This is a genomic window from Massilia sp. BSC265 (assembly GCF_000740675.1).
GTDB lineage: Bacteria > Pseudomonadota > Gammaproteobacteria > Burkholderiales > Burkholderiaceae_D > Telluria.
Genome location: NZ_JPXI01000039.1, coordinates 227,281 through 247,354 on the forward strand (window position 1 = coordinate 227,281; position 20,074 = coordinate 247,354).

Here is a 20,074-nt window from a genome sequence, read left to right on the forward strand (position 1 = left end):
GCGCGCCCTACGGCGTCGCGATGGCGCCGAGTTCGTCCACGTCCGGGCCGACATTGATGGCGGCATAGGCGCGCTGCACGGCGACGGCCTCCTTGCTTTCCTTGCCGTACAGCTCCTCGGCCGCCTCGATCATCTTGGCGCGCGCATCGGCGTAGTTGGTCGAGGACGTGAACTTGGTGGTGTTCGCATGGAACCAGATGCGGAAGGCCTTGTCCATGCCGATGCCGGTCATCGCGCCCGGCTGCTTGACCAGGTATTTGCTGTAGTAGTCACCCGCACTGTCGGCGCGCGAGCCGCGCGACAGGAAGTAGAACATGCGGTTGTTCGGCCCGCTGCTGTAGTGCACGTCGAGCCGGCGCAGCGAGGTGCTCCAGGCGTCCGGGCTGCTGCCGTCCTTGCTCGGGCGGTACATCCAGCGCAGCGGCGTGGCGTTGCGGCTGATCTCGGTGCCCAGCTGCCAGTCGTTGCCCTCCTCCGGAAACCGGTCGCCCTTGCCGCCGGCGCGCGCATAGGCTTCCACCACCTCGCCCGCGATGTCCGAGCTCGACTCGTTCAGGCCACCCGATTCGCCGCTGTAGATCAGGTCCGAGGTCGATGCAGTGATGCCGTGTCCCATTTCGTGGCCGACCACGTCGATCGCCGCCAGGCTGGTGAAGTAGGTGCCGTCGCCGATGAACATGCACTTGCAGGTGTCGCTGTAGTAGGCGTTGTCGTAGCCGCGGTTGACGTGGGCGGCGATATAGGTCGCGGTGTTCTTGCCGTCCAGCGAGAGCCAGCCGAGCACGTTCTTGTGGGCGTCGTAGGTGTTCATCAAGCCCCACATCGCGTTCACCGCCGCCGTCTGGCCGTTCGGCCCCAGGGTGCTGCCGCCCTCGAACTGTTTGCCGTCACCCCAGACATTGGTGGCATTGGTATAGACCTTGCCCGCGCTGCTGCCATTGTTGGCGTTGGTGATCGCCATCGCCCCGAAGGCGCCGCCCTTGCCGCGTTCCGGATCGAGCATCTGGTAGCTGCCGTTGGCAAGCGTGGTGCTGATCGGGACTTCGCCGTTGTACTGGCTCTTGCCCACGCCGATCACGGTCTGCAGCATGTTCCACTGGTCGAGCACGGCGGCGTCGCGCGCGCTGACGATGGTGTCGTAGTAGACCGGTTGGTCGCCTACCCGCATGCGGGTGCGCACCAGGTAGGCCAGTTCGTAGCGCTCCACCACGTCGTGGACGTCAAGGGCATTGAGCTCCGCTTCTTCCTTCGCGCCGGCGCCGACCACGCGCTGCATGCGCATCATCGGATAGATCAACAGTTCTGCGCTGGGCTTGACCACGTTCACCGCACTCTGCCCGAGACTGTTCGCCAGCGAGGCCAGCGCCGCCGCGATCGCGGCCTTGCTGTCGATCCGGGGCTGGACGGCGAAGCTTGCGGTCAGTGCGCCGAGGCGGTTGGCGCCGCCCGTGCCGAGGTGCTGGCGGCGCTCCGAGGCCGATTCGGACAGGATCTTGAGGGACTTGTCGAGCACCACCACGGACTCGGACCCGAACACGCGCAGCCCCTTCCAGGTGTGGGCGGCGCGCAGGATCTGGGTGCCGTTCGCGCCGGGGTGCTGGGCCGTGATGCGGTAATGGTGGTCGTTGTCCAGACCCTTGGCCTGGCGCTGCGCCACCAGTCGGGCCAGGATGGAGGACGTCACCGCAGTGCTCAGCGTCGTGGGCGGACTCATCATCGGAGCCGCGTGGAGGGGCTGCGGGAGCTGTACGAGCAGCCAGGCGGCGCCGAGCAGCGCTGCCGGGAAGGTGGTGTGCGTTCTCATCTCGCCTCCGTCCGGGGAAACGCGGCCCTGGGATGGACCGCCCACCGGACAGTGTGGACGAGCTCAGCAGAAAAGATTTGCTTGAGCGCAACGCTCACGCAGACAGGCCAGTCCGCCTGCCTGCGTCGTCGACCTCAAAAACCGCGGTTCCAGCTCAACGCCAGCGTACGGCCGCGGCCGGCGTAGGTGGCGTTCACGTCCACGCTGGATGCCGACTGCGAGTAGTAACCGACGTAGTACTTGTCGAACAGGTTCTCGACGCTCAGACCGAAGCGGCCGTAGGCGGTGTCCCAGGTCGCTGCGGCATCGACCAGGGTGTAGCCCTTGAAATGCTCTTCCAGGTTGCTGGTGCCGACGCGGCGGCCGATGTTGATGTCGCGGTCGCGCAGGTGGGTGGCCTGCAGGCGCAGCTGGGCCTGGGATTGGACCTTCCAGTTGGCGCCCAGTACGGCCTTGTCCGGGCCCTGCGAACGGGCACCCAGGTCGAGGTCCATCGGGGCGCCTTGCGTGGCGGCGGTCTTGCCGTCGGTGGTGGCCCAGGTGCCGAACACGCTCCAATCCTTGGACGGACGCCATTCGGCATTCGCTTCCCAGCCCTTGACCGTGGTCGGCACGCGCTCGACCAGGCCGATGCCGGCCGAGGTAATGCGGATCACGCTGCCGAGCTTGGAGCGCGAATCGTAGCGCGACAGGCCGAACTGGCCCTTGGTACCGCGCCAGTTGATGCCGACCTCGTTGTTGCGGGTGACGATGGGCTGCAGACTGATCAGGTTGGAGACCGACTGGTTCGGCACGGACACGCCGCGCAGCACCAGGCCGGCGTCCGGCAGGCCGAAGCCTTCCGAGCTGCCGGCGAAGGCCGACCAGCCCGGTGCGAAACGCCACACGGCGCCGACATTCTTCACCGCTTTCGAGAATTCGGCCGAACCGCCCTGCACCCGGCGGCTGCCGTAGGCGGCCAGGGTGGTATAGGTGTCGACGTCCAGCTTGGCGTCTTCGTAGCGCAGGCCGCCGCGCACCGTCACCGGGCCGAATTCGTATTCGAGCTGGGTGAACGGCGCCAGCGAACGGAACTTCAGCTCCGGCACCCAGGTGCGGCCAGTGCCGGCCAGGCGCTGCTGGGGGTTGTCCTGCAGCCAGTCGACCCCGGCCGTCAGTTCCAGGCCTTCTACCCACAGGTCCGGCCGCGCCCAGGTGACGCGAGCGCCGCGCTTGTCCGTCACCACCTGGGACTGGTCCCACAGGGTGCCGGCGGGGGCGATGGCCCGGTCCTGGAAGGTGGAGGTATTGGTGGCGCCGTACAGCGCCGAGAACTTGTGGCCGAACAGCTGCACGGCCAGGCTGCCGCCGGCGACGCCGTTGTGGCGGTAGTCGAGGCTGGCGCTACGCACCTTGTTGCGCGGCGGCATGCCAATCGGGGTGCCGGGTGTGGAGCTGGTCGGCAAGCCCCGGGCCAGGTTGCCCGGCACGCTGCGGTAGTCGCCGTCGCCGGCCAGGTCGAAGCGGTTCAGGGTCAATTGCAGGCGCTGCTCCCCGAAGGTCTTGCCGATCTTCAGGAACAGGTCATTGCCGTGCGAATCCATGGTGTCGCCCTGCACCGCATCGATGCCCAGACGGCGGCCGCTGCCGTCGTAGCCCATGCCGCGGCGCTGCACGCTGGCATAGGCCAGCATGTCGAAGTCGCCCGATTTGTGCGTCACCGTGAGGCCGGTCTTCCAGTCCAGGCTGTCGGATTCGAACTGGCTCGCGAAGCGGGTGTTGAGGGCGTAGCTTGTTCCTTCCTTCCGTGGGGTCTTGGTGATGTAGTTGATGATGCCGCCGGTCGCGCCCATGCCCTGCATGGCCGAGGCGCCGTTGATGACTTCGATGCGTTCGATGATGGCGCTGTCGGCAAAGTAGCCTTCGCGCATGCCGGCGCGCAGCGGGTTCGATTGCGGGATGCCGTCGAACAGGATCAGCGGCTGGCGGCCGCGCAGCGATTCGCCGGTCGAGGTCATTTTCTGGCGGCTCGGCGCATAGCCCGGGACATAGGTGGCCAGGGCCTGCGAAGGATCGTCGGCGATCAGGTACTGGGTCGCCAGCTCCTGCTGGGTGATCACCGAGACCGCGCCCGGGATCTTGTCGACGGCCTTGGCGGTGCGGGTGGCGGTGACGACGACCGACGCGAGTTCATGCTCCTCTTCCGGCTTTTGCTCTTGGGCGGCGACATGGGACATGGCCATCAGCATGCATGCGACGGCGACGGCAGCGGTGATCGGCTTGATCGGATTATTTTTATTCATGGAAATTCAATACATTCACTCAGCAGGACTGCCGAAATGATAATCGTTATCATGTAAGGACGCAAGATCGAGAATCATTCTCATTTCGGTTATCATTCCATTTATGAAACCGCTCATCCGCACCGTTCACCTCTGGGCCGGCCTGATCTTCGGCACCATCCTGGTCCTGCAAGGGCTTACCGGCACCGTCATCGGCTGGCGCCATGAACTCGACGCCTGGCTCAATCCGGGACTGCTGCGCGTGGCCCCGCCCGCCGGCGCCGTTGCAGGCCTCGAAGCGCGCCCTGCCCCGGCCCAGGTGGCGGCGGTCATGGCACGCCTCGCGGGCGATCCGAGCTATGGCCGGCCCGACACGCTATTCCTGCCGGAAGTGCATGGGGACGTGTACGTCGCCTGGTACCGGCCCGGGAAACCGGAATCAAGCTGGACGCAGGGCGTGACGCGCCAGGTCATGGTCGACCCGGCCACCCTGGCGGTCCTGGGCGAACGCAACTGGGGAGAGGCAGGCCTGTCGCGGCCGCTCCTGATGCCGACCTTGTTCCACCTGCACCGCTACCTGATGGCGGGCGAAGGCGGCAAGGTGGTCATTGCCGTGCAGGGCGTGGCATTGATGCTGCTCACCCTGACGGGCATCGTGGTGTGGTGGCCGAAGATGACCTTGTCTGCCTTCTGGCATGCGATCTCGGTGCGGCGCGGCAGCAATTGGCCCAAGTTCAACTTCCAGCTGCACCGCGCGGCCGGTTTCTATACGGCGCCGGTGCTGCTGGTGCTGGCCTTTTCGGGGGTGTACTTCAATGCGCCGGACTGGGTGACGCCGGCCATCCGCGCCGTCGCCCCGCTCAGCAAGAACGACAAGGCGGTCAATGCCAGCCCGAAGGACGCGCCGCGCATCGATGCGGGGGCGGCGATGGCGGCGGCGCAGGCGCGCTACCCGGAGGGCCGGGTGTCGCGCATCGGCATCCCGGGCAAACCGGAGCAGCCCTACGAGGTGCGGGTGCGACAACCGGGCGAGCTGCGCCATGGCGCGGGCGCCACGCGCGTGAGCGTGGACGCTGGCAGCGGCGCCGTGCTGCGCGCCATCGATCCGCTCACGGCGCGCGGCGGCGACTGGTTCGTCAGCACCCTGTTCCCACTGCATACCGGCGAAGCCTTCGGTACGGCCGGCCGCATCCTGATCAGCGTGGTCGGCGTGATGCCCCTGCTGTTCTTCGTCACCGGCCTGGTAGTCTGGATCAAGTTCCGCCGCAAGCCGGCCAAGCGCAAGGCGCCCGCCGTAGCTGCGGCGCCCCGCCCCGAACCCGCACCAGTATCGAACATGGCGAAGAGCGGAACCTCACCCGTGGTGCACGACCCACGCTACGGTTAGGCGCAGGCAGCAGGCCCGCCCGGCCCTGCTGCCCATGCGGCCGAGTGGGCGAATCTCAGCGGTAATAACGTTTGCCGTAGCGGTCGCCTTCGTAACCCACCTGGTCGCGGTCGCTCCGCTTCATCAGGTAGACCGCCGCACCGACCACGGCGGCGGTGATCGCCACCTTCTTCGCCAGCCCGGCCGGGTTGTGCTTCATTTCGGACTTGATGCCCATCTCGCCGAGGATGTTCGGGACGTGCCCGCGCGCCAGGTCCTCGACGACGCCTTCGACCACGTTGACGCGGTCGGCCAGCAGCAGGAGCATCCAGTGCCGCAGGTCGTTCTCGGTGGACTTGAAGGCCAGGCGCCGGATCATGCCCGACAGTCCGGACGGCGGCTGGGCGGTGCCGAAGATCGGCGTGATGCCGGGGCGCTCGGGCGAGACCAGCACCTCGACCGTTTCCGGCTGCTGCGGCGGGTCGCCCGGCTTGGCGTCGATGAAGCGCGGCGGGGTGCGCTCCATCGGCACGGCCGGCCGGTTCTTGCGGTCGAGGTCGGCGCCCCAGCCCTGGATGTGCGAGAGTTCCTCGCGCGACGGACGGCGCGGTTCCAGGTGGCCCTGGGACGGATGCATTTGCAGGTGGCCGTGGCCGTGGTCGTGGCCGTGGTGATGATGGTGGCCGCTGTCTTCCTTGCGTGGTTCCATGTTTCGCTCCTCAATGCGCGGCAGTGGCCGACACCGCGCGCACCTGGTTGGCGCTCGGCGGGATCAGGATCGGCTTGATGCAGTTGTCCAGCTTGCTGGAGAAGATGTGGTAGGCATCCGCAACTTCCTCGAGCGGAATGCGGTGGGTGATGATCTGCTTCGGATCGATGTGGCCGGCGCGGATGTGCTCGATCAGGCGCGGCAGGTGGCGCTTGACGCTGGCCTGGTTCATGCGCAGGGTCAGGCCCTTGTTGAGCGCGTTGCCGATCGGGACCATGTTGGTGGTCGGTCCATAGACGCCGACGATCGACACGTTGCCGCCCTTGCGCACCGAGTTGATGCACCAGTGCAGCACCGTGGCCGCGCCGCCCTGGATCTTCATGAGGCGCCCGGTGATGGTCTGGCTGATGTTGCCGGAGGCGTCACCGCCGACCGCGTCGATGCAGACGTCGGCGCCCATCCAGTCGGTCATCTTCTTGATGTGCAGGGCCATGTCGTTCACCTCGAGGAAGTTCACGACCTCGCACTGGGCGTAGCGCTTGACGAACTCGAGGCGGTAGTCGACGCAGTCGACCACGATCACGCGCCCGGCGCCCATCAGCCAGGCCGACTTGGCGGCGAAGATGCCGACCGGGCCGGCGCCGAATACCACCACGGTGTCGCCTTCCTGGATGTCGCCCATCTCGGCCGCCTGGTAGCCGGTGGGGAGCGCATCGGTCAGCAGGACGGCGTCGTCGTCGTGGATGTCGTCGGGGATCACGTAGGGACCGACGTCGGCCATCGGCACGCGCACGAACTCGGCCTGGCCACCGTCGTAGCCGCCCGCCGTGTGCGAGTAGCCGTAGATGGCGCCGACCGCGGTCGCTTCGGGGTTGGTGTTGTGGCAGTTGCCGAACAGCTCGCGCTGGCAGAAGAAGCAGGAACCGCAGAACAGGTTGAAGGGCACCAGCACGCGGTCGCCGACCTTCAGGTTGTGCACACCGGAGCCGACGTCTTCGACCACGCCGATGAACTCGTGACCAAAGGTATGGCCGACACGGGTGTCGGGCACCATGCCATGGTACAGGTGCAAGTCCGAACCGCAGATGCAGGACCGGGTAACGCGCACGATGGCGTCGCCCGGGTGCTCGATGACGGGGTCGGGCTTGTGATCGGCGCGGACGCGGTAGGGCCCGCGGTAGTTCATTGCCAGCATAACTCCTCCTCGATGATGTTCACAACGGGGTTGACGGCGCCCGCCGGCTCGGCGGGCATGGTGGGAACACGTTATGTCAAAACACCAAGAATTGCGATACGCGCACGGAAACGAACGGGGCGTTTTGACGGGCTTTCCGGTGCGACCGCAGCTCGACGGGCGCTAGTCCTACAAGCGACCGGATTTTCGTAGGGTGGGCGCTCCTCGTCCCGGCCACCCTACAACTGCCGCGCCTCGAAGGTGTTGCACTGCTCGACGCTGCCGCTCTCCAAGCCGCGCGAGAACCAGCGCGCCCGCTGGGCCGAGCTGCCGTGGGTGAACGAGTCCGGCACCACCGTGCCTTGCGACTGGCGCTGCAGGGCGTCGTCGCCGATCGCGGCCGCCGCTGCCAGGGCGGTCTCGACGTCGCCGGCTTCCAGGATCTGTTCGCGCTGGTTGGTGCGGTTGGCCCAGACGCCGGCAAAGCAATCGGCCTGCAGCTCGAGGCGCACCGACAGGGCATTGCCTTCCCTTTCGGAAACGCGCTGCTGGGCGTGATGGACCTGGCCGGACACGCCGAGCAGGTTCTGGACGTGGTGGCCGACCTCGTGCGCAATCACATAGGCTTGCGCGAACTCGCCGGCCACGTTGAAGCGCTGCTGCATCAGGCGGAAGAAGCTCAGGTCGATGTAGACTTTGCGGTCGGCCGGGCAATAGAAGGGGCCGGTGGCGCTGCGCCCGGTGCCGCAGGCGGTCCGGGTAGCGCCCTCGAACAGTACCAGCGTGGTCGGCTGGTACTGGGCGCCCTGGGCGGCGAAGATCTGGGCCCAGGCATCTTCCGTATAGGCCAGCGTGGTCCTGACGAACTGGGTTTCGCGGTCGTTCGCAGGCGCCCCCTGCGGTCCTTGCGGGCCTTGCTGCACGGGCACCGGCCCGCCCCCGCCGCCGAGGAACACGCCCGGGTCGATGCCGAAGAAGACACTGCCGATCAGTGCAATGACGATCGTGCCGATGCCGACGGACTTGCCGCCGAAGCCGCCGAAGCCGCCTCTGCCTCCACCGCGGCGGTCCTCCACGTTATTGCTCTGCCGATCGCCTTCCCATTTCATGGCCTGCCCTCCTCGTGTGTGCGTCGCCGACGGATCAGCGTGCGGGATGACGCCTGAACGTGCCCGTGTCGGCGCGCTCGCGCGCATCCTTCAGGCGGAACTCCTCTTCCAGCGGCGCCAGTCCGCCCCGCGCCTCGTCGTGCAGCGCGCGCTCGTGGCGCTCGCGTGCGATCTCGCGCTCCAGCCGTCCCGCCGCTTCCTTACTGCCCCTGTTCGCCATTTCCGTCTCCCCTGAACGACAAGCCGACCCGAACAACGTTCCTGCAACCGAGTATGGCCGGCCACCCGGCTGCGCACTGTTCGGATATTCACATAGCCGTGGAAATTTCCGGTCACCAAGGCGGCGATCTGCGTTAGCTGGCGCACAGCGTCGCCCTTGCCGGCGTGCGATGCTCACAGTCATGACAAGCCCACACGCCAATGCCCTCGTCGCCGTAGGCCGCTACCTGCGCGACCACGACTACCGTTTCATCACGGTCACCCCGTCCACGCACCGCCGCATCAACCGCCGGCCCGGCAACGAACGGGCCACGGACCTGCGCGGCATCTTCGGCTGGAGCCGGCCTTTCGCTGCCGACGAGGTCGCGCCGGAACTGCTCGTGCTGATGCGCGAGGCCGGCATCGTGGAACCCGACGGCGCCCTGCTGCGTTCGACGCTGCGCGCCTCGACATTGGGCGAACTGCTGGTGTTCCACTCGGCCTATCCGACCGACGACGACGACTCGGTTTTCTTCGGACCGGACACGTATCGCTTCGTGGGCACCATGGGACGCGCCTTTCCCTGGCTCGGTTCCGGACCGGTGCGGGCGCTCGACATCGGCTGCGGCGGGGGCGCCGGGGCGCTGGCGATCGCGCACCACTTCCCGCACGCCGAGGTGATCGGCGCCGACATCAATACGCGCGCGCTGGCGCTGACGGTGGTGAACGCCCGGCTCGCGGAACTCCCCAACCTGCACGCCTGCCACAGCGACCTGTTCGACAGCCTGGACGGCGACTTCGACCTGATCGTGTCGAACCCGCCCTACGTGCTCGACCCGAGCGAACTTCCCTACCGCCACGGGGGCGGCATGCGCGGCGCCGAACTGTCGGTGCGGATCGTCCGGGAAAGCCTGGGACGGCTGCGCCGGGGCGGCAACCTGATGCTGTACACCGGGGTGGCAATCGCCGGCGCGGCCGACGAGTTCCTGGAGGCGGTCCGCCCGGACCTGGACGCCCAATGCGACCACTGGAGCTACGAAGAGCTCGACCCGGACATCTTCGGCGGCCAGCTGGGCGAACCCGGCTACGAGGACACGGAACGGATCGCGGCAGTGTGGCTGCACGCGATCAAGCGTTAGCGGCCGTGCTCGAGGAAGAAGGCCAGCATTTCCGCTGACGCGCTGGGCCCGCTGGCGTCCGTGTGCGAACCGGCCGCCTTGCCGCCGATCCAGGCGTGCCCCACCCCATGCACCAGCCAGTGCTCGGCCATGCGCCGGCCCTTCGCGTCGCGCCAGCAGCTGCGGGTGAAACGGCGTCCGCCGGCTTCGCCATCCAGGCGCTCGCGCCGCAGGCGGCCTGCCCCATGTGCATTGCTGAACTGGCGCAGCACCGCTTCCCCGTTCCCCTGGTGGACGACATGGTCGGCGTCGCCATGGAACACGATGACCGGCACGCCCTGCCCGGCCGTTGCCGGGGTCGGGGGATGCTTCATCGCATGCAAGCCCGAGATCATGTCCTTGCCGGTGCCGGCCGCCAGGCCGGAATGGATGCCGACGGCGGCGAACAGCTCCGGATACTCGGCGCCGAGGATGGCCGCCATCGCCCCGCCCGCCGACAGGCCCGCCGCGTACACACGCCTCGGGTCGGCGTCATGTTCTGCGATGATCTCGCGCGTCATGGCGGCCAGGACCGCCGGTTCGCCGCTGCCGCGCCGCTGCTGTCCCGGTTCGAACCAGTTCCAGCAGTTGGAATGGTTGGCACCGCGGTCCTGTTCGGGATACAGGACCAGGCAGCCGTGCGCCTCGGCCACCGTGTTCATCGCGGTGCCGGCCGCGAAGTCGCCGGCATCCTGGGTGCAGCCGTGCAGCATCACCACCAGCGGGCGCGGGCCTTCGGCGGCACGGGCCGGCACGTACAGCTTGTAGCGGCGCCGGCCTTCGGGGCAGGCGAAGCTGCCTTCGATGAAGCGGCCGGGCCCCAGGTCGGCGGGCACATGCGGCTTGCGTTTCCAGCCGGTGCGCACGCCCGGCATCGGCCGGACCTTGGCCTTCGGCTTCGGCTGCGCCTGTGTCGCGCCGGGCGCCGGATTGATATCGATGATGGTGGGGGTGTCGTCGCCGGGAGCTGTCGGGCTCACCAGCCCCGCCTGCTGCAGTGCGCGCTGGATGACGCCGGTGGCGGCGCCGGGGTCGCCGGCGCGCACGCGCTCGGCCGAGGCCAGCATCTGGCGCACGAATTCGTCGATGGGTTTCATGGGGATTCCTGTTCTATGAGTACTACATATGGATACGGTCCGCCAGCGCCTGCCTGACGGCGGGCGACGCGATGAAGGCGCCCAGGACCTGGACCGAGGCGATGGCGGCGCCGGCAAGTTCCGGCGTGACCTCGTCTTCGATCACGGCCAGTCCCAGCACATGGATTTCGAGGCGCTGGCCGCCGGCGAGCACCTCCTCCAGCTCCCTGCGGGTATAGCGGTGCTGCCCGAGCACGTAGCGCTTGCGCACCACGATCTGGCGCAGCGCATCGGCATGCGCCACCAGCTGGTTGCGGATGGCGGTCCGGACGAAGTCGGTCCGGTTCGAATAGAAGCCTTCGTTGACCAGCAGGTCGACCTGGGCCAGGTCGACCAGGCCGACGTTGACGGTGACTTTGTCGCTGTCGGGAACGCGCTGCAGGGTTGGGGTCGCTTGCATTTATCTTCTCCTTATACTCCATGTGGAGTATAGCGGGAGTATTACAAGTCCCGACAAGGAAAAAAATGCGCGGCCGGCGCAGTGTGGCGTCGATGAGACTCAGGCAGCCAGTGCCAATTGCCTCAGTGCAGGGACGACCTGGTCCAGGCTGGCGACCTCGCAGCTGGGGCGCGCCCGGGTGTCATTGGCCAGGCCGCTTGGATTGAACCAGCAGCTGTCGATGCCGAAGCGATTGGCACCGAGGATGTCGGCATCCAGGCGGTCGCCGACGATGACGGTCTCGTGCTTGGCGAAGGGCCGCGCACGCGCCATCCGGGCGGCGAATTCGAAGAAGCGGCTATCCGGCTTGGCATGGCCGCAGGCTTCCGAGGTCGCGACAAAGGCGATGTGACCGCCCAGCCCCGAACTGGCGATGCGCTGGTGCTGGATGTGGTGCACGCCGTTGGTGATCACGCCGACCTCGCCGATCGCGGCCAGGGTTTCGCACAGTGCCGGGGCGCCATCCACCAGCACCACCGCCTCGGACAGGGACTCGAGGTAGAGGACGCTGGCCCTGCCCGGGTCCAGGTCGAGCCGGTTCGCCACGAAGGTCTGGCGGAAGCGCTCGACCTTCAGGACGTCTTTCGCCACCCTCCCCGCTTCGAATTCGCGCCACAGCGCGAGATTGATCGCCTGGTACTGCTGGAACAAGGCCTCGATGTCGCCCTGCAGGCCGAGTTCCCCCATCGTGCGCACGAAAGAAAGGCGTTCGGAAGCCTTGAAGTCGAGGAGCGTGTCGTCCAGGTCGAAGAGGAACAGTCTGTGTTTCACCAGGCGCTGCCAGCGGTAGTCGGGGAATCTTCGATGGTAGCACGTCCCGGCGCTGGCTACCCCTAGAGGTACTTCAGCCAGGCGAGGTCGCGCCGCCGCGCCTTGAGCCGCCCGAAGGCCTGCACCGCCGGATACAGGGCCACGCACAGCACCGCGCTCGAGACCCACACCGGCCATACCGCATCGAAGCGGGCCGCATCCGGATCGACCGCTTCGGCGCCAAGGAACAGGAGCTTGAGCACGTACAGGTGTACGATGTAGAAGAACATCGGCGCTGCGCCCAGTACCGCCAGCCTGCGCACCACGGTCCCGGCGCGGCGCTCCAGCACCAGGAGCAGCAGCAGGCCGATCCCCAGCGTCAGCGCCGTGAACTGCAGCGAGGGCGGATACTTGGTGACGTTGAAGAAGCCCATGACGGTTTCAAGCGCCGAGGCGCCGGTAGTCCACGGCCGGTCGCCGTAGGCATTCGCCGCACGCAGCAGCATGAAGCCCCCCAGCGCCGCCGCCGCCCACCCGAGCAGCCGGCGTGCGCGGCGCCCTGGCCCGAAGGAGGCGCCGAACCAGGGCCCGCAGGCGTAGCCCAGGCAAATGATGCCGATCCAGGGCAGCACCGGGTAGGAGGTGCGCAGGCGCAAGGTATCGCCCAGCTCCAGCCAGCCGCGATCGTGCAGCACCGCCCAGGTGGCGTGGAGCGGATGCCCGGGCGCAAACTGCAGCGGGTCGAGCAGGTTGTGGCCGGCGACAATCGCCAGCCCGAGCGCGACCAGGGCCGAGCGCGGCAGGCGCACCAGGGCCGCCAGCGCCAGCATCGACAGCCCGATGGCCCAGATCACCTGCAGGTAGATGACTTTCGGCGGGAAGCTCGCGGTCCAGGCGAAGTTGATGACCGTGAGTTCCAGCGCGACCAGGAACAGGCCGCGCTTCCACAGGAAGCCGGCGGCCGCGCCGGCGCTGTCCTGCTGACGCGCACCGTACAGGAAGGCGGACAGGCCGGTGAGGAACACGAACACCGGGGCGCACAGGTGGGCCATCAGGCGCGACGCGAACAGCGGGCCGGAAGTGCTCGCAACAAGCATCGGGTCGGACACCTGCAGGTGCAGCAGGAAGGTCTCGCGCACGTGGTCGGCAAGCATGAACACCATCACGAGGCCGCGCAGGGCGTCGATGCCCATGATGCGCTGGTGGGCGCCGGGGTGCATCGTCGTGGACATGATGGGGGAACCTGTGGACGCTAAACGTCGCTAATGATAATACATTATCGTTAGCGCCTCAAGTGCCGTTCGAGCTTGTCCCGCCGGCCCCGGGAACACCCGGCTGCCCAATGCGGTCCAAGTCCTTGACCGGTCCGGTCCGCGGACGGTCAACCATCACGTGGAGAAGCGACCGTGTTGCGCCACAAGCCCGCCGCGGCCCCGGCCGCCGTCCTGCCGTTCACGATTGCGTTCCCGGTTGCGTTCCTGGCAGCGCTTCTGGTCGCGCTGGCGGGCGCCCTGGCGGGCCTATCCCTGCCGGCAGCAGGCGCCGTCAACAAGCCTGCCGCCGTCGGCCTGCTGACCATCGACGGCGCCATTGGTCCGGCCAGCGCCGACCAGGTCGTTCGCGGCATCGACCGTTCCGCCTCGCTCGGACACGGGCTGCTGGTGCTCCGGATGGACACCCCGGGCGGGCTCGACACCTCGATGCGCACCGTGATCAAGGCCATCCTCGCATCGAAGGTACCGGTCGCCGCCTACGTCGCCCCCAGCGGCGCGCGCGCGGCCAGCGCCGGCACCTACCTGCTGTACGCGAGCCACATTGCGGCGATGGCGCCAGGCACCAATGTTGGCGCGGCAACCCCGGTCGAGATCGGCCTGACGCCGCCCGCCCCCGCCGGCCAGCCACCGCCGGGCAGCAGTGACAAGGATAGCGGCAAGGGCGCTCCCAAGGCCGGCCAGAAGGACCCGCCTTCGCCCATGCAGGCCAAGGCCCTCAACGATGCCGCCGCCTACCTGCGCGGCCTGGCCCAGCTGCGCGGCCGGAATGCCGACTGGGCCGAGCGCGCCGTGCGCGAATCCGTCAGCCTCACCGCCGAGGAAGCCCTGCGGATGCAGGTCATCGACGTGCTCGCGCCCGACATTCCCGCCCTGCTGGCGCAGGTGGACGGGCGCACCGTCAGCGTCGCGGGCCAGCCGCGCCGGCTCGAGACCAAGGGCGCCGTGCTGGTCGAATTCGCGCCCGACTGGCGCACCGATGTCCTGGCCGCGATCGGCAACCCCAGCGTCGCCCTGCTCCTCATGACCGTCGGCCTCTACGGCCTGGTGTTCGAGTTCATGAACCCGGGCGCGGTGGCGCCGGGCGTGATCGGGGCGATCTGCCTGCTGCTGGGACTCTACGCCCTGCAGCTGCTGCCGGTGAACTACGCCGGCCTGGCCCTGATCGTCCTCGGCCTGGCCTTCATGGTGGCAGAAGCCTTCCTGCCCAGCTTCGGCATCCTCGGACTGGGCGGCATCGCGGCTTTTGTTGCGGGTGCACTCATGCTGATCGATACCGAGCTGCCCGGCTTCGGCATCCCGGTCGGCCTGGTCGTCACCCTGGCCGTGGGCAGCGCGCTGCTCATGTTCGGCACCGCGCACCTGGCTCTCAAGACGCGCCGGCGTCCCGTTGCCAGCGGCGCCGCGGCCATGATCGGCACACTGTGCAGCGTCGAGCGCCATGACGCCGCGCGGCCGCACGAGGGCTGGGTCAGGGTCGAGGGCGAACTCTGGCATGCGATCAGCGCCACGCCGCTGCTCCCGGCCCAGACCGTGCGCATCGTCGGCCGCTCCGGCCTGATCCTCGAAGTCGTTCCCACCGATACCAAGCAGGAGACAACATGATTGCGATTCCCGGATTCGGCCTTGGCCTTGCCGCTCTCTTCTTCCTGGTGCTGGCGCTGCTGGCTACGGCGATCCGCATCCTGCGCGAATACGAACGCGGCGTCGTGTTCCAGCTGGGACGCTTCTGGGGCGTCAAGGGGCCGGGACTGATCATCATCATCCCGGTGCTGCAGCAAATGGTCAGGGTCGACCTGCGCACCATCGTGCTCGACGTGCCGACCCAGGACGTGATCTCGCGCGACAACGTCTCGGTCAAGGTCAACGCCGTACTCTACTTCCGGGTGGTGGATCCGGAGCGCGCCATCATCCAGGTCGCGAACTACATGGAGGCGACCAGCCAGCTCGCCCAGACCACCCTGCGATCGGTGCTCGGCAAGCACGAGCTCGACGAGATGCTCGCCGAGCGTGAACGCCTGAACGTCGACATCCAGCAGGTGCTGGACGCCCAGACCGACGCCTGGGGCATCAAGGTCGCCAACGTCGAGATCAAGCACGTGGACCTCGACGAATCGATGGTGCGCGCCATCGCGCGCCAGGCCGAGGCCGAGCGCGAACGGCGGGCCAAGGTCATCCACGCCGAAGGCGAGCTGCAGGCCTCGGAAAAGCTGCAGCAGGCCGCCCGCGTGCTGTCGCAGGAGTCCGGCGCGATGCAGCTGCGCTACCTGCAGACCCTGAACGCGATCGCGGGCGACAAGTCGTCCACGATCGTGTTCCCGTTGCCGATCGACGTGCTGGCCGGCCTCGGTGCCAGAACGCGCAAGGAGGCCGGCTAGGAATGGCGGGTTCTTGTAGGGACGATCTGGTCCGGTGGACCAGATCACGCTTTGCCGTGCGCGCGTTCAACTGCGGCATTGAGCAGACGCAGCGACTGTCCATGGGCTGGTCGAACGCGCGGCCGGCACAGCCGACCACCCTACGATCCCGATACGGACCTAGTGCGCATGGCCTCCGCCCGGCTCTTCGCACTGATGCGGCTCGTCGCGGCACCGCTTCTCCTGCGCGGCCAGGGCCTGCCGGCGCGCCTCCAGCTGCTCCGGCGTCTGCGCCGGGGCCAGGATCTCGGCCTGCGTGATCACCCGGCCGTTCTTCACCACGAAGCGCACGTCGGCTGCGGCGCAGGTCCGCCAGCGGGTTGCCGCCCACGGCGATGAGGTCGGCCAGCTTGCCGCTCTCCACCGTACCGAGGTCGTCGCCCACCAGCGCCACGCGCGCCGCGTCGCGCGTCACCGAGTACAGCGCCGTCAGGTTCCCCTGCACCAGCGCGGCCCCGCGCATGTTCAGATGCAGCGAGATGCCGGGCACCACCAGCGGCGAATCGGTGCCGTTGGCGACCAGCGCACCGGCGGCGCGCACCTTGGCCTGCTGGGTGGCGTGGATTTTGACTGTACTCAATGCTTATGCAGGAACGCAACGATGAAACGCTCGTCGAGTGCGCAAAAACCACTGGCGGATGATCATTTCCACCCGTTTCCGCTCAATCCCCTGAGTATTCGGCATCAACAGATTGACCCACAGCACGAAACGGCAGGTAATGACATACTAGTAATTACAACCTTCGATCAGGAAAGCGTCGTGAGAGACTTCAACGTATCGCTGAACCATCCCTTGCGGGTCCCGCTCGCGGCCGAGCTGCACTCGCGCCCTTTCATGCGGCTCGACGCCCCCGAGGCGATCACCCACCTCGCCGTCTGCCATGGCGGCCAGGCCGGCCCGCCGGCCCAGCATTCCCAGCACCGCCTGCTGGGGGAGCTGTGCGGGCACTTCGGCGTCGCTGCGCCGGGCCCGGGCAGCAACCACTTCTTCTACGACTTCGGAAGCTTCCGCCTGAAGTGGGAATGCCACACCGAGTTCGCCACCTATACGGTGACCACGCCGCTGCCGCCCGACATGGCGCCGCACGAAGCCTTCTCGCACGTGCCGCTGTCCTTCCTGCCCGCCAGCTGGCTGGCCAGCCTGGAAGGCAGCCTGATGGCGGCGGCCCACGTGGCGCTCGTCAGGGGCGATGCCGATGCCTCGCGCCTGCCCTCGGTGTTCGAGCGCAACCAGCTGGCCGGTTCCTCGGTCATGCAGGGCGCCGAGCTGTGGACCGACTTCGCGATCCAGTCGGACGGTTTCAGCCGTTTCGTGATCCGCGACCACGGCATGCGCCACCTGCAGGGCGGACGCCTGGTGCAGCGCGTGCTCGAGATCGAAACCTACCGCATGATGGCCTTGCTCGGCCTGCCCGCCGCGCGCACCGTCGGCATGGAGCTGGATCAGATCGAGGCGGAGCTGTCCGCGCTGGCGAGCGCGATGGTAGCGACCGACATGGCGCCGGTCGAAAAAGGCGCCCAGGACGAGCAGCGCCTGCTGGAGCAGATCACGCGGCTGGCCGCGCGCCTGGAAAAGCTGGTGCTCGACAACGGCTACCGCTTCTCGGCCTCGAAGGCCTATTTCGGCATCGTCAAGGCGCGCATCGAGGAGTTGCGCGAAGTGCGCATCGAGGGCACGCCGACGGTGGAAGAATTCATGGAACGCCGGCTGGCGCCGGCCATGCACACCTGCGGGGCGGTCAACGCGCGCCAGGATGCGCTGGGCCGCCGCATCGCCGACACCAACGATCTGCTGCGCACCCGGGTCGGCATCGTCCAGGAGCTGCAGAACCGCCGCATCCTGGAATCGATGAACGCGCGCGCCGCCCAGCAGCTGCGCCTGCAGCTCGCGGTCGAGGGCCTGTCGGTGGCTGCGATTTCCTACTACCTGGTGGGACTGCTCGGCTACGCGGGCAAGGCGGCCAAGGCGGCCGGGCTGCCCGTCAATCCGGACCTGGCGCTGGGGATCCTGGTGCCGGTGGTCGCCGTCGGCGTCTGGCTGGCGCAGCGCCGGGTGCATCACCGCATCGGGCGGCGCGGACACTAGGAGCGCCTGACCAACCCGATCTTGTTGTGAGTGCAGTCAGAAGGCGCTCATCTGGGAACGACGGCGCAAAGGCGATTCATTGGAGATCCTGGCCGCATCCGGGAATCGCCGCCGCGACCATCAGGAAAAGGTCAAGTCCAAACCGAGTCTCCTGGCAAGGACGAAGGTGCCGAGCACCAGGCCCAGGAGCGATATCACGAAAAGCGCGGCCACCATGCCGCCCGCGCGGAGCAGCGCACGCTTCTCCTTCCCCTTCTCCTTCTTTTTCTTGCCTTGATCGTAATGCCACTTGATGGCGAAGAACATGCCCGTGCATAAGGCGAGGACCTTGAACGTACCGGCGACTATCGGGAACCAATCCATGATTTTGAGTATTTCCAGGCTATTACTTGACACTGTCGATCGTGAGGAGCACTACCGCAAGACGCTGCGTCGACAGCTTCTTTCTTGTTCGAAGCATACGAAACGCCAGCGGGATGCCATGCAGCTACGGTCTTGTTGCACGTTCCGAGGCATTCTACTTAAAAGCAATTCCCATACATTGGGACAAAATGTCCCAGTTGAAATCCATATAAGAGGATGCGTGCCAATCCGCTTGCCGCGATTGGCCGGGAACGGCGGGCCGCGTTTCCTGCATCGCGAACGCCGTGCAGCTGGTTCCAGGCCATGCCGGACGCCGACGAAAGGCATGCGGGGAGTGACGGTTCTCCCGGCCATGGACGAGGCAAAGAGGCAGCGGCCGCCCTGCGGGAAGTCGTCACCGCTGGGCTGCAGCGTGCATCAAGCAACGCTGCTTGAGCGGCGTCCGCTCCGGCCTGCGGCACGACCGCTCGCCGAAACACGGACCGCCACGCATCGATGATCGCGCAGCCCCGACCGACCAAGAGCGCCTGACAAACCACCATGGCTGCGTTGCACCGTCTCGCCGTACCGGCGTCGTGTCGTCGATGGCGCGCCGGTAGGCCGCATCCCCTGCCCTGAAGGTTCCGTTGGACGTTCCAGACCTTATTTCGCCAGCAGGTGCGGTCCGATCTCGCGCACCGACTGCACGCCGGTCAGGACCATGTTGGTGCGCAGGTCCTTCTCCATGATCGCCAGCAGCCGCTCCACGCCGGCCTGCCCTTGGGTGGCTAGCGCATAGACAAAAGCCCGTCCGATCAGCACGCCGTCCGCGCCGAGAGCCAGCATGCGGAACACGTCGGTCCCGGTGCGCACCCCGCCGTCGGCAAAGATCGCCAGCTTGCCCTTCACTTGCGCAGCGATGCCAGGCAAGGCCTGGGCCGAGGACGGCGCCCCATCCAGCTGGCGCCCGCCGTGGTTCGACACGACGATGCCGTCGGCGCCGAAGGCCAGCGCGTCGCGCGCATCTTCCGGGTCGAGGATGCCCTTGACGATGAACTTGCCCTTCCACTCGTCGCGGATCCATTGCAGGTCCTTCCACGCGATGCCCGGGTCGAAGTTCGCGCCCAGCCAGCCGATGTAGTCGGCCAGGCCGGTGGCGCTGCCGCGGTAGGCCGAGATGTTCCCGAGATCGTGCGGACGCCCGAAGACGCCCACGTCGAAGGCCCAGCGCGGATGCATCATGGCCTGCAGCACGCGCCGCAACGGCCCGTTCGGGCCGCTCATGCCGCTGTGCGCATCGCGATAGCGCGCGCCGGGCACCGGCATGTCCACGGTGAACACCAGGTTGGTGGCCCCGAGCTCCCAGGCGCGCCGCATCACGTCGCGCATGAAGCCGCGGTCCTTCAACACGTAGAGCTGGAACCAGATCGGGTTCGAGGCCTGGGCCGCCACTTCGGCCAGCGGGCACACCGAGACGGTGGACTGGATGAAGGGGATGTTGCGCTTGCAGGCCGCGCGTACCGCCTGCACTTCGCCGCGGCGCGCATACATGCCGGTCAGGCCGACCGGGGCCAGCGCGATGGGCAGACCGTAATCCTGTCCAAAATACTGCGCGCCCACGTCCAGCTGCTCGGAGCCGCGCAGCACGCGCTGGCGCAGCTTGACCGCCTGCAGGTCGTCGACGTTGCTGCGCAGCGTCTGCTCGGCGCCGGCGCCGCCATCGAGGTAATGGAACAGGAAAGGTGGCAGCCGGCGGCGTGCCGCTTCGCGAAAGTCGGTGGCGGACGAAATGATCATGTACTGACGAGTGAGAGTCGAATCCGTACAGTCTACGCTGGCACGCGCGTGAGCGTCC

Annotated in this window: 18 protein-coding genes; 5 read left to right on the top strand and 13 right to left on the bottom strand. The window is 67.5% G+C overall.

Going from position 1 to position 20,074, the window contains the following annotated elements; genetic code table 11:
• Nucleotides 1–7 precede the first annotated feature (7 nt).
• Both MA09_RS19910 and MA09_RS19915 read right to left on the bottom strand, forming a co-directional pair.
• On the bottom strand, nucleotides 8–1,804 hold the full coding sequence (locus MA09_RS19910; RefSeq protein ID WP_036252332.1) for a M4 family metallopeptidase: 1,797 nt from the start codon (nucleotides 1,802–1,804) through the stop codon (nucleotides 8–10).
• 134 nt (nucleotides 1,805–1,938) lie between these two features.
• Nucleotides 1,939–4,086 carry a TonB-dependent receptor gene (locus MA09_RS19915; RefSeq protein ID WP_229440788.1) on the bottom strand — a complete coding sequence of 716 codons (2,148 nt, stop codon included), beginning with the start codon at nucleotides 4,084–4,086 and terminating at the stop codon, nucleotides 1,939–1,941.
• A 103-nt stretch (nucleotides 4,087–4,189) separates the two neighbouring features.
• Here MA09_RS19915 and MA09_RS19920 point away from each other — a divergent pair, with 103 nt between their 5' ends.
• Entirely contained in the window at nucleotides 4,190–5,452 is a 1,263-nt protein-coding gene (locus MA09_RS19920) for a PepSY domain-containing protein (protein ID WP_081897710.1), read from the top strand.
• A gap of 55 nt (nucleotides 5,453–5,507) precedes the next feature.
• Here MA09_RS19920 and MA09_RS19925 read toward each other — a convergent pair whose 3' ends face one another.
• From MA09_RS19925 to MA09_RS19940, 4 genes are all read right to left on the bottom strand, one after another.
• Entirely contained in the window at nucleotides 5,508–6,140 is a 633-nt protein-coding gene (locus MA09_RS19925) for a hypothetical protein (RefSeq protein WP_152594722.1), read from the bottom strand.
• 10 nt (nucleotides 6,141–6,150) lie between these two features.
• Nucleotides 6,151–7,335 carry a zinc-dependent alcohol dehydrogenase gene (locus MA09_RS19930; RefSeq protein ID WP_036252333.1) on the bottom strand — a complete coding sequence of 395 codons (1,185 nt, stop codon included), beginning with the start codon at nucleotides 7,333–7,335 and terminating at the stop codon, nucleotides 6,151–6,153.
• 218 nt (nucleotides 7,336–7,553) lie between these two features.
• Nucleotides 7,554–8,423 carry a neutral zinc metallopeptidase gene (locus tag MA09_RS19935; RefSeq protein WP_036252334.1) on the bottom strand — a complete coding sequence of 290 codons (870 nt, stop codon included), beginning with the start codon at nucleotides 8,421–8,423 and terminating at the stop codon, nucleotides 7,554–7,556.
• A gap of 34 nt (nucleotides 8,424–8,457) precedes the next feature.
• Nucleotides 8,458–8,643: a hypothetical protein gene (locus tag MA09_RS19940; RefSeq protein ID WP_036252335.1), complete on the bottom strand. Its 186-nt coding sequence runs from the start codon at nucleotides 8,641–8,643 to the stop codon at nucleotides 8,458–8,460.
• A gap of 181 nt (nucleotides 8,644–8,824) precedes the next feature.
• Here MA09_RS19940 and MA09_RS19945 point away from each other — a divergent pair, with 181 nt between their 5' ends.
• Nucleotides 8,825–9,760: a class I SAM-dependent methyltransferase gene (locus tag MA09_RS19945; protein ID WP_036252336.1), complete on the top strand. Its 936-nt coding sequence runs from the start codon at nucleotides 8,825–8,827 to the stop codon at nucleotides 9,758–9,760.
• Here the strand turns inward: MA09_RS19945 and MA09_RS19950 are convergent.
• The 4 genes from MA09_RS19950 to MA09_RS19965 form a co-directional block, all read right to left on the bottom strand.
• Complete coding sequence (locus MA09_RS19950) at nucleotides 9,757–10,875, bottom strand: PHB depolymerase family esterase (RefSeq protein ID WP_036252338.1); 1,119 nt, start codon at nucleotides 10,873–10,875, stop codon at nucleotides 9,757–9,759. The genes MA09_RS19945 and MA09_RS19950 overlap by 4 nt on opposite strands.
• 22 nt (nucleotides 10,876–10,897) lie before the next feature.
• Nucleotides 10,898–11,314: a CopG family transcriptional regulator gene (locus tag MA09_RS19955; protein ID WP_036252340.1), complete on the bottom strand. Its 417-nt coding sequence runs from the start codon at nucleotides 11,312–11,314 to the stop codon at nucleotides 10,898–10,900.
• 99 nt (nucleotides 11,315–11,413) lie between these two features.
• Nucleotides 11,414–12,124 (bottom strand): YjjG family noncanonical pyrimidine nucleotidase, encoded by a 711-nt coding sequence (locus MA09_RS19960; RefSeq protein ID WP_036252342.1) that lies wholly within the window; start codon nucleotides 12,122–12,124, stop codon nucleotides 11,414–11,416.
• A 62-nt stretch (nucleotides 12,125–12,186) separates the two neighbouring features.
• Nucleotides 12,187–13,335: a DUF1624 domain-containing protein gene (locus MA09_RS19965; RefSeq protein WP_036252344.1), complete on the bottom strand. Its 1,149-nt coding sequence runs from the start codon at nucleotides 13,333–13,335 to the stop codon at nucleotides 12,187–12,189.
• 174 nt (nucleotides 13,336–13,509) lie between these two features.
• Here MA09_RS19965 and MA09_RS19970 point away from each other — a divergent pair, with 174 nt between their 5' ends.
• Both MA09_RS19970 and MA09_RS19975 read left to right on the top strand, forming a co-directional pair.
• Complete coding sequence (locus MA09_RS19970; protein WP_229440789.1) at nucleotides 13,510–14,979, top strand: nodulation protein NfeD; 1,470 nt, start codon at nucleotides 13,510–13,512, stop codon at nucleotides 14,977–14,979.
• Nucleotides 14,976–15,752: a slipin family protein gene (locus MA09_RS19975; protein WP_036252346.1), complete on the top strand. Its 777-nt coding sequence runs from the start codon at nucleotides 14,976–14,978 to the stop codon at nucleotides 15,750–15,752. The genes MA09_RS19970 and MA09_RS19975 overlap by 4 nt, the downstream gene beginning before the upstream one ends.
• Before the next feature lie 159 nt (nucleotides 15,753–15,911).
• Here MA09_RS19975 and MA09_RS24915 read toward each other — a convergent pair whose 3' ends face one another.
• A complete protein-coding gene (locus MA09_RS24915; RefSeq protein WP_161783240.1) occupies nucleotides 15,912–16,082 on the bottom strand; it encodes a hypothetical protein in 171 nt (56 codons plus the stop codon).
• A 469-nt stretch (nucleotides 16,083–16,551) separates the two neighbouring features.
• On the opposite strand from MA09_RS24915, the gene MA09_RS19985 reads away from it, so the two are divergent.
• The gene (locus tag MA09_RS19985) at nucleotides 16,552–17,877 is read left to right on the top strand and encodes a DUF3422 family protein (RefSeq protein WP_036252350.1); all 1,326 of its coding nucleotides are present in this window, start codon (nucleotides 16,552–16,554) and stop codon (nucleotides 17,875–17,877) included.
• A 120-nt stretch (nucleotides 17,878–17,997) separates the two neighbouring features.
• Here the strand turns inward: MA09_RS19985 and MA09_RS19990 are convergent, their stop codons facing one another.
• Both MA09_RS19990 and lldD read right to left on the bottom strand, forming a co-directional pair.
• On the bottom strand, nucleotides 17,998–18,240 hold the full coding sequence (locus MA09_RS19990; RefSeq protein ID WP_036252351.1) for a hypothetical protein: 243 nt from the start codon (nucleotides 18,238–18,240) through the stop codon (nucleotides 17,998–18,000).
• A gap of 642 nt (nucleotides 18,241–18,882) precedes the next feature.
• The gene (lldD, locus tag MA09_RS19995) at nucleotides 18,883–20,016 is read right to left on the bottom strand and encodes an FMN-dependent L-lactate dehydrogenase LldD (protein ID WP_036252353.1); all 1,134 of its coding nucleotides are present in this window, start codon (nucleotides 20,014–20,016) and stop codon (nucleotides 18,883–18,885) included.
• Nucleotides 20,017–20,074 lie beyond the last annotated feature (58 nt).

Bases quoted from the DNA above. Each gene is read 5' to 3' on its own strand.
- MA09_RS19910 (WP_036252332.1), bottom strand. From the start codon at position 1,804: ATGAGAACGCACACCACCTTCCCGGCAGCGCTGCTCGGCGCCGCCTGG.
- MA09_RS19915 (WP_229440788.1), bottom strand. From the start codon at position 4,086: ATGAATAAAAATAATCCGATCAAGCCGATCACCGCTGCCGTCGCCGTC.
- MA09_RS19920 (WP_081897710.1), top strand. From the start codon at position 4,190: ATGAAACCGCTCATCCGCACCGTTCACCTCTGGGCCGGCCTGATCTTC.
- MA09_RS19925 (WP_152594722.1), bottom strand. From the start codon at position 6,140: ATGGAACCACGCAAGGAAGACAGCGGCCACCATCATCACCACGGCCAC.
- MA09_RS19930 (WP_036252333.1), bottom strand. From the start codon at position 7,335: ATGCTGGCAATGAACTACCGCGGGCCCTACCGCGTCCGCGCCGATCAC.
- MA09_RS19935 (WP_036252334.1), bottom strand. From the start codon at position 8,423: ATGAAATGGGAAGGCGATCGGCAGAGCAATAACGTGGAGGACCGCCGC.
- MA09_RS19940 (WP_036252335.1), bottom strand. From the start codon at position 8,643: ATGGCGAACAGGGGCAGTAAGGAAGCGGCGGGACGGCTGGAGCGCGAG.
- MA09_RS19945 (WP_036252336.1), top strand. From the start codon at position 8,825: ATGACAAGCCCACACGCCAATGCCCTCGTCGCCGTAGGCCGCTACCTG.
- MA09_RS19950 (WP_036252338.1), bottom strand. From the start codon at position 10,875: ATGAAACCCATCGACGAATTCGTGCGCCAGATGCTGGCCTCGGCCGAG.
- MA09_RS19955 (WP_036252340.1), bottom strand. From the start codon at position 11,314: ATGCAAGCGACCCCAACCCTGCAGCGCGTTCCCGACAGCGACAAAGTC.
- MA09_RS19965 (WP_036252344.1), bottom strand. From the start codon at position 13,335: ATGTCCACGACGATGCACCCCGGCGCCCACCAGCGCATCATGGGCATC.
- MA09_RS19975 (WP_036252346.1), top strand. From the start codon at position 14,976: ATGATTGCGATTCCCGGATTCGGCCTTGGCCTTGCCGCTCTCTTCTTC.
- MA09_RS19990 (WP_036252351.1), bottom strand. From the start codon at position 18,240: ATGGATTGGTTCCCGATAGTCGCCGGTACGTTCAAGGTCCTCGCCTTA.
- lldD (WP_036252353.1), bottom strand. From the start codon at position 20,016: ATGATCATTTCGTCCGCCACCGACTTTCGCGAAGCGGCACGCCGCCGG.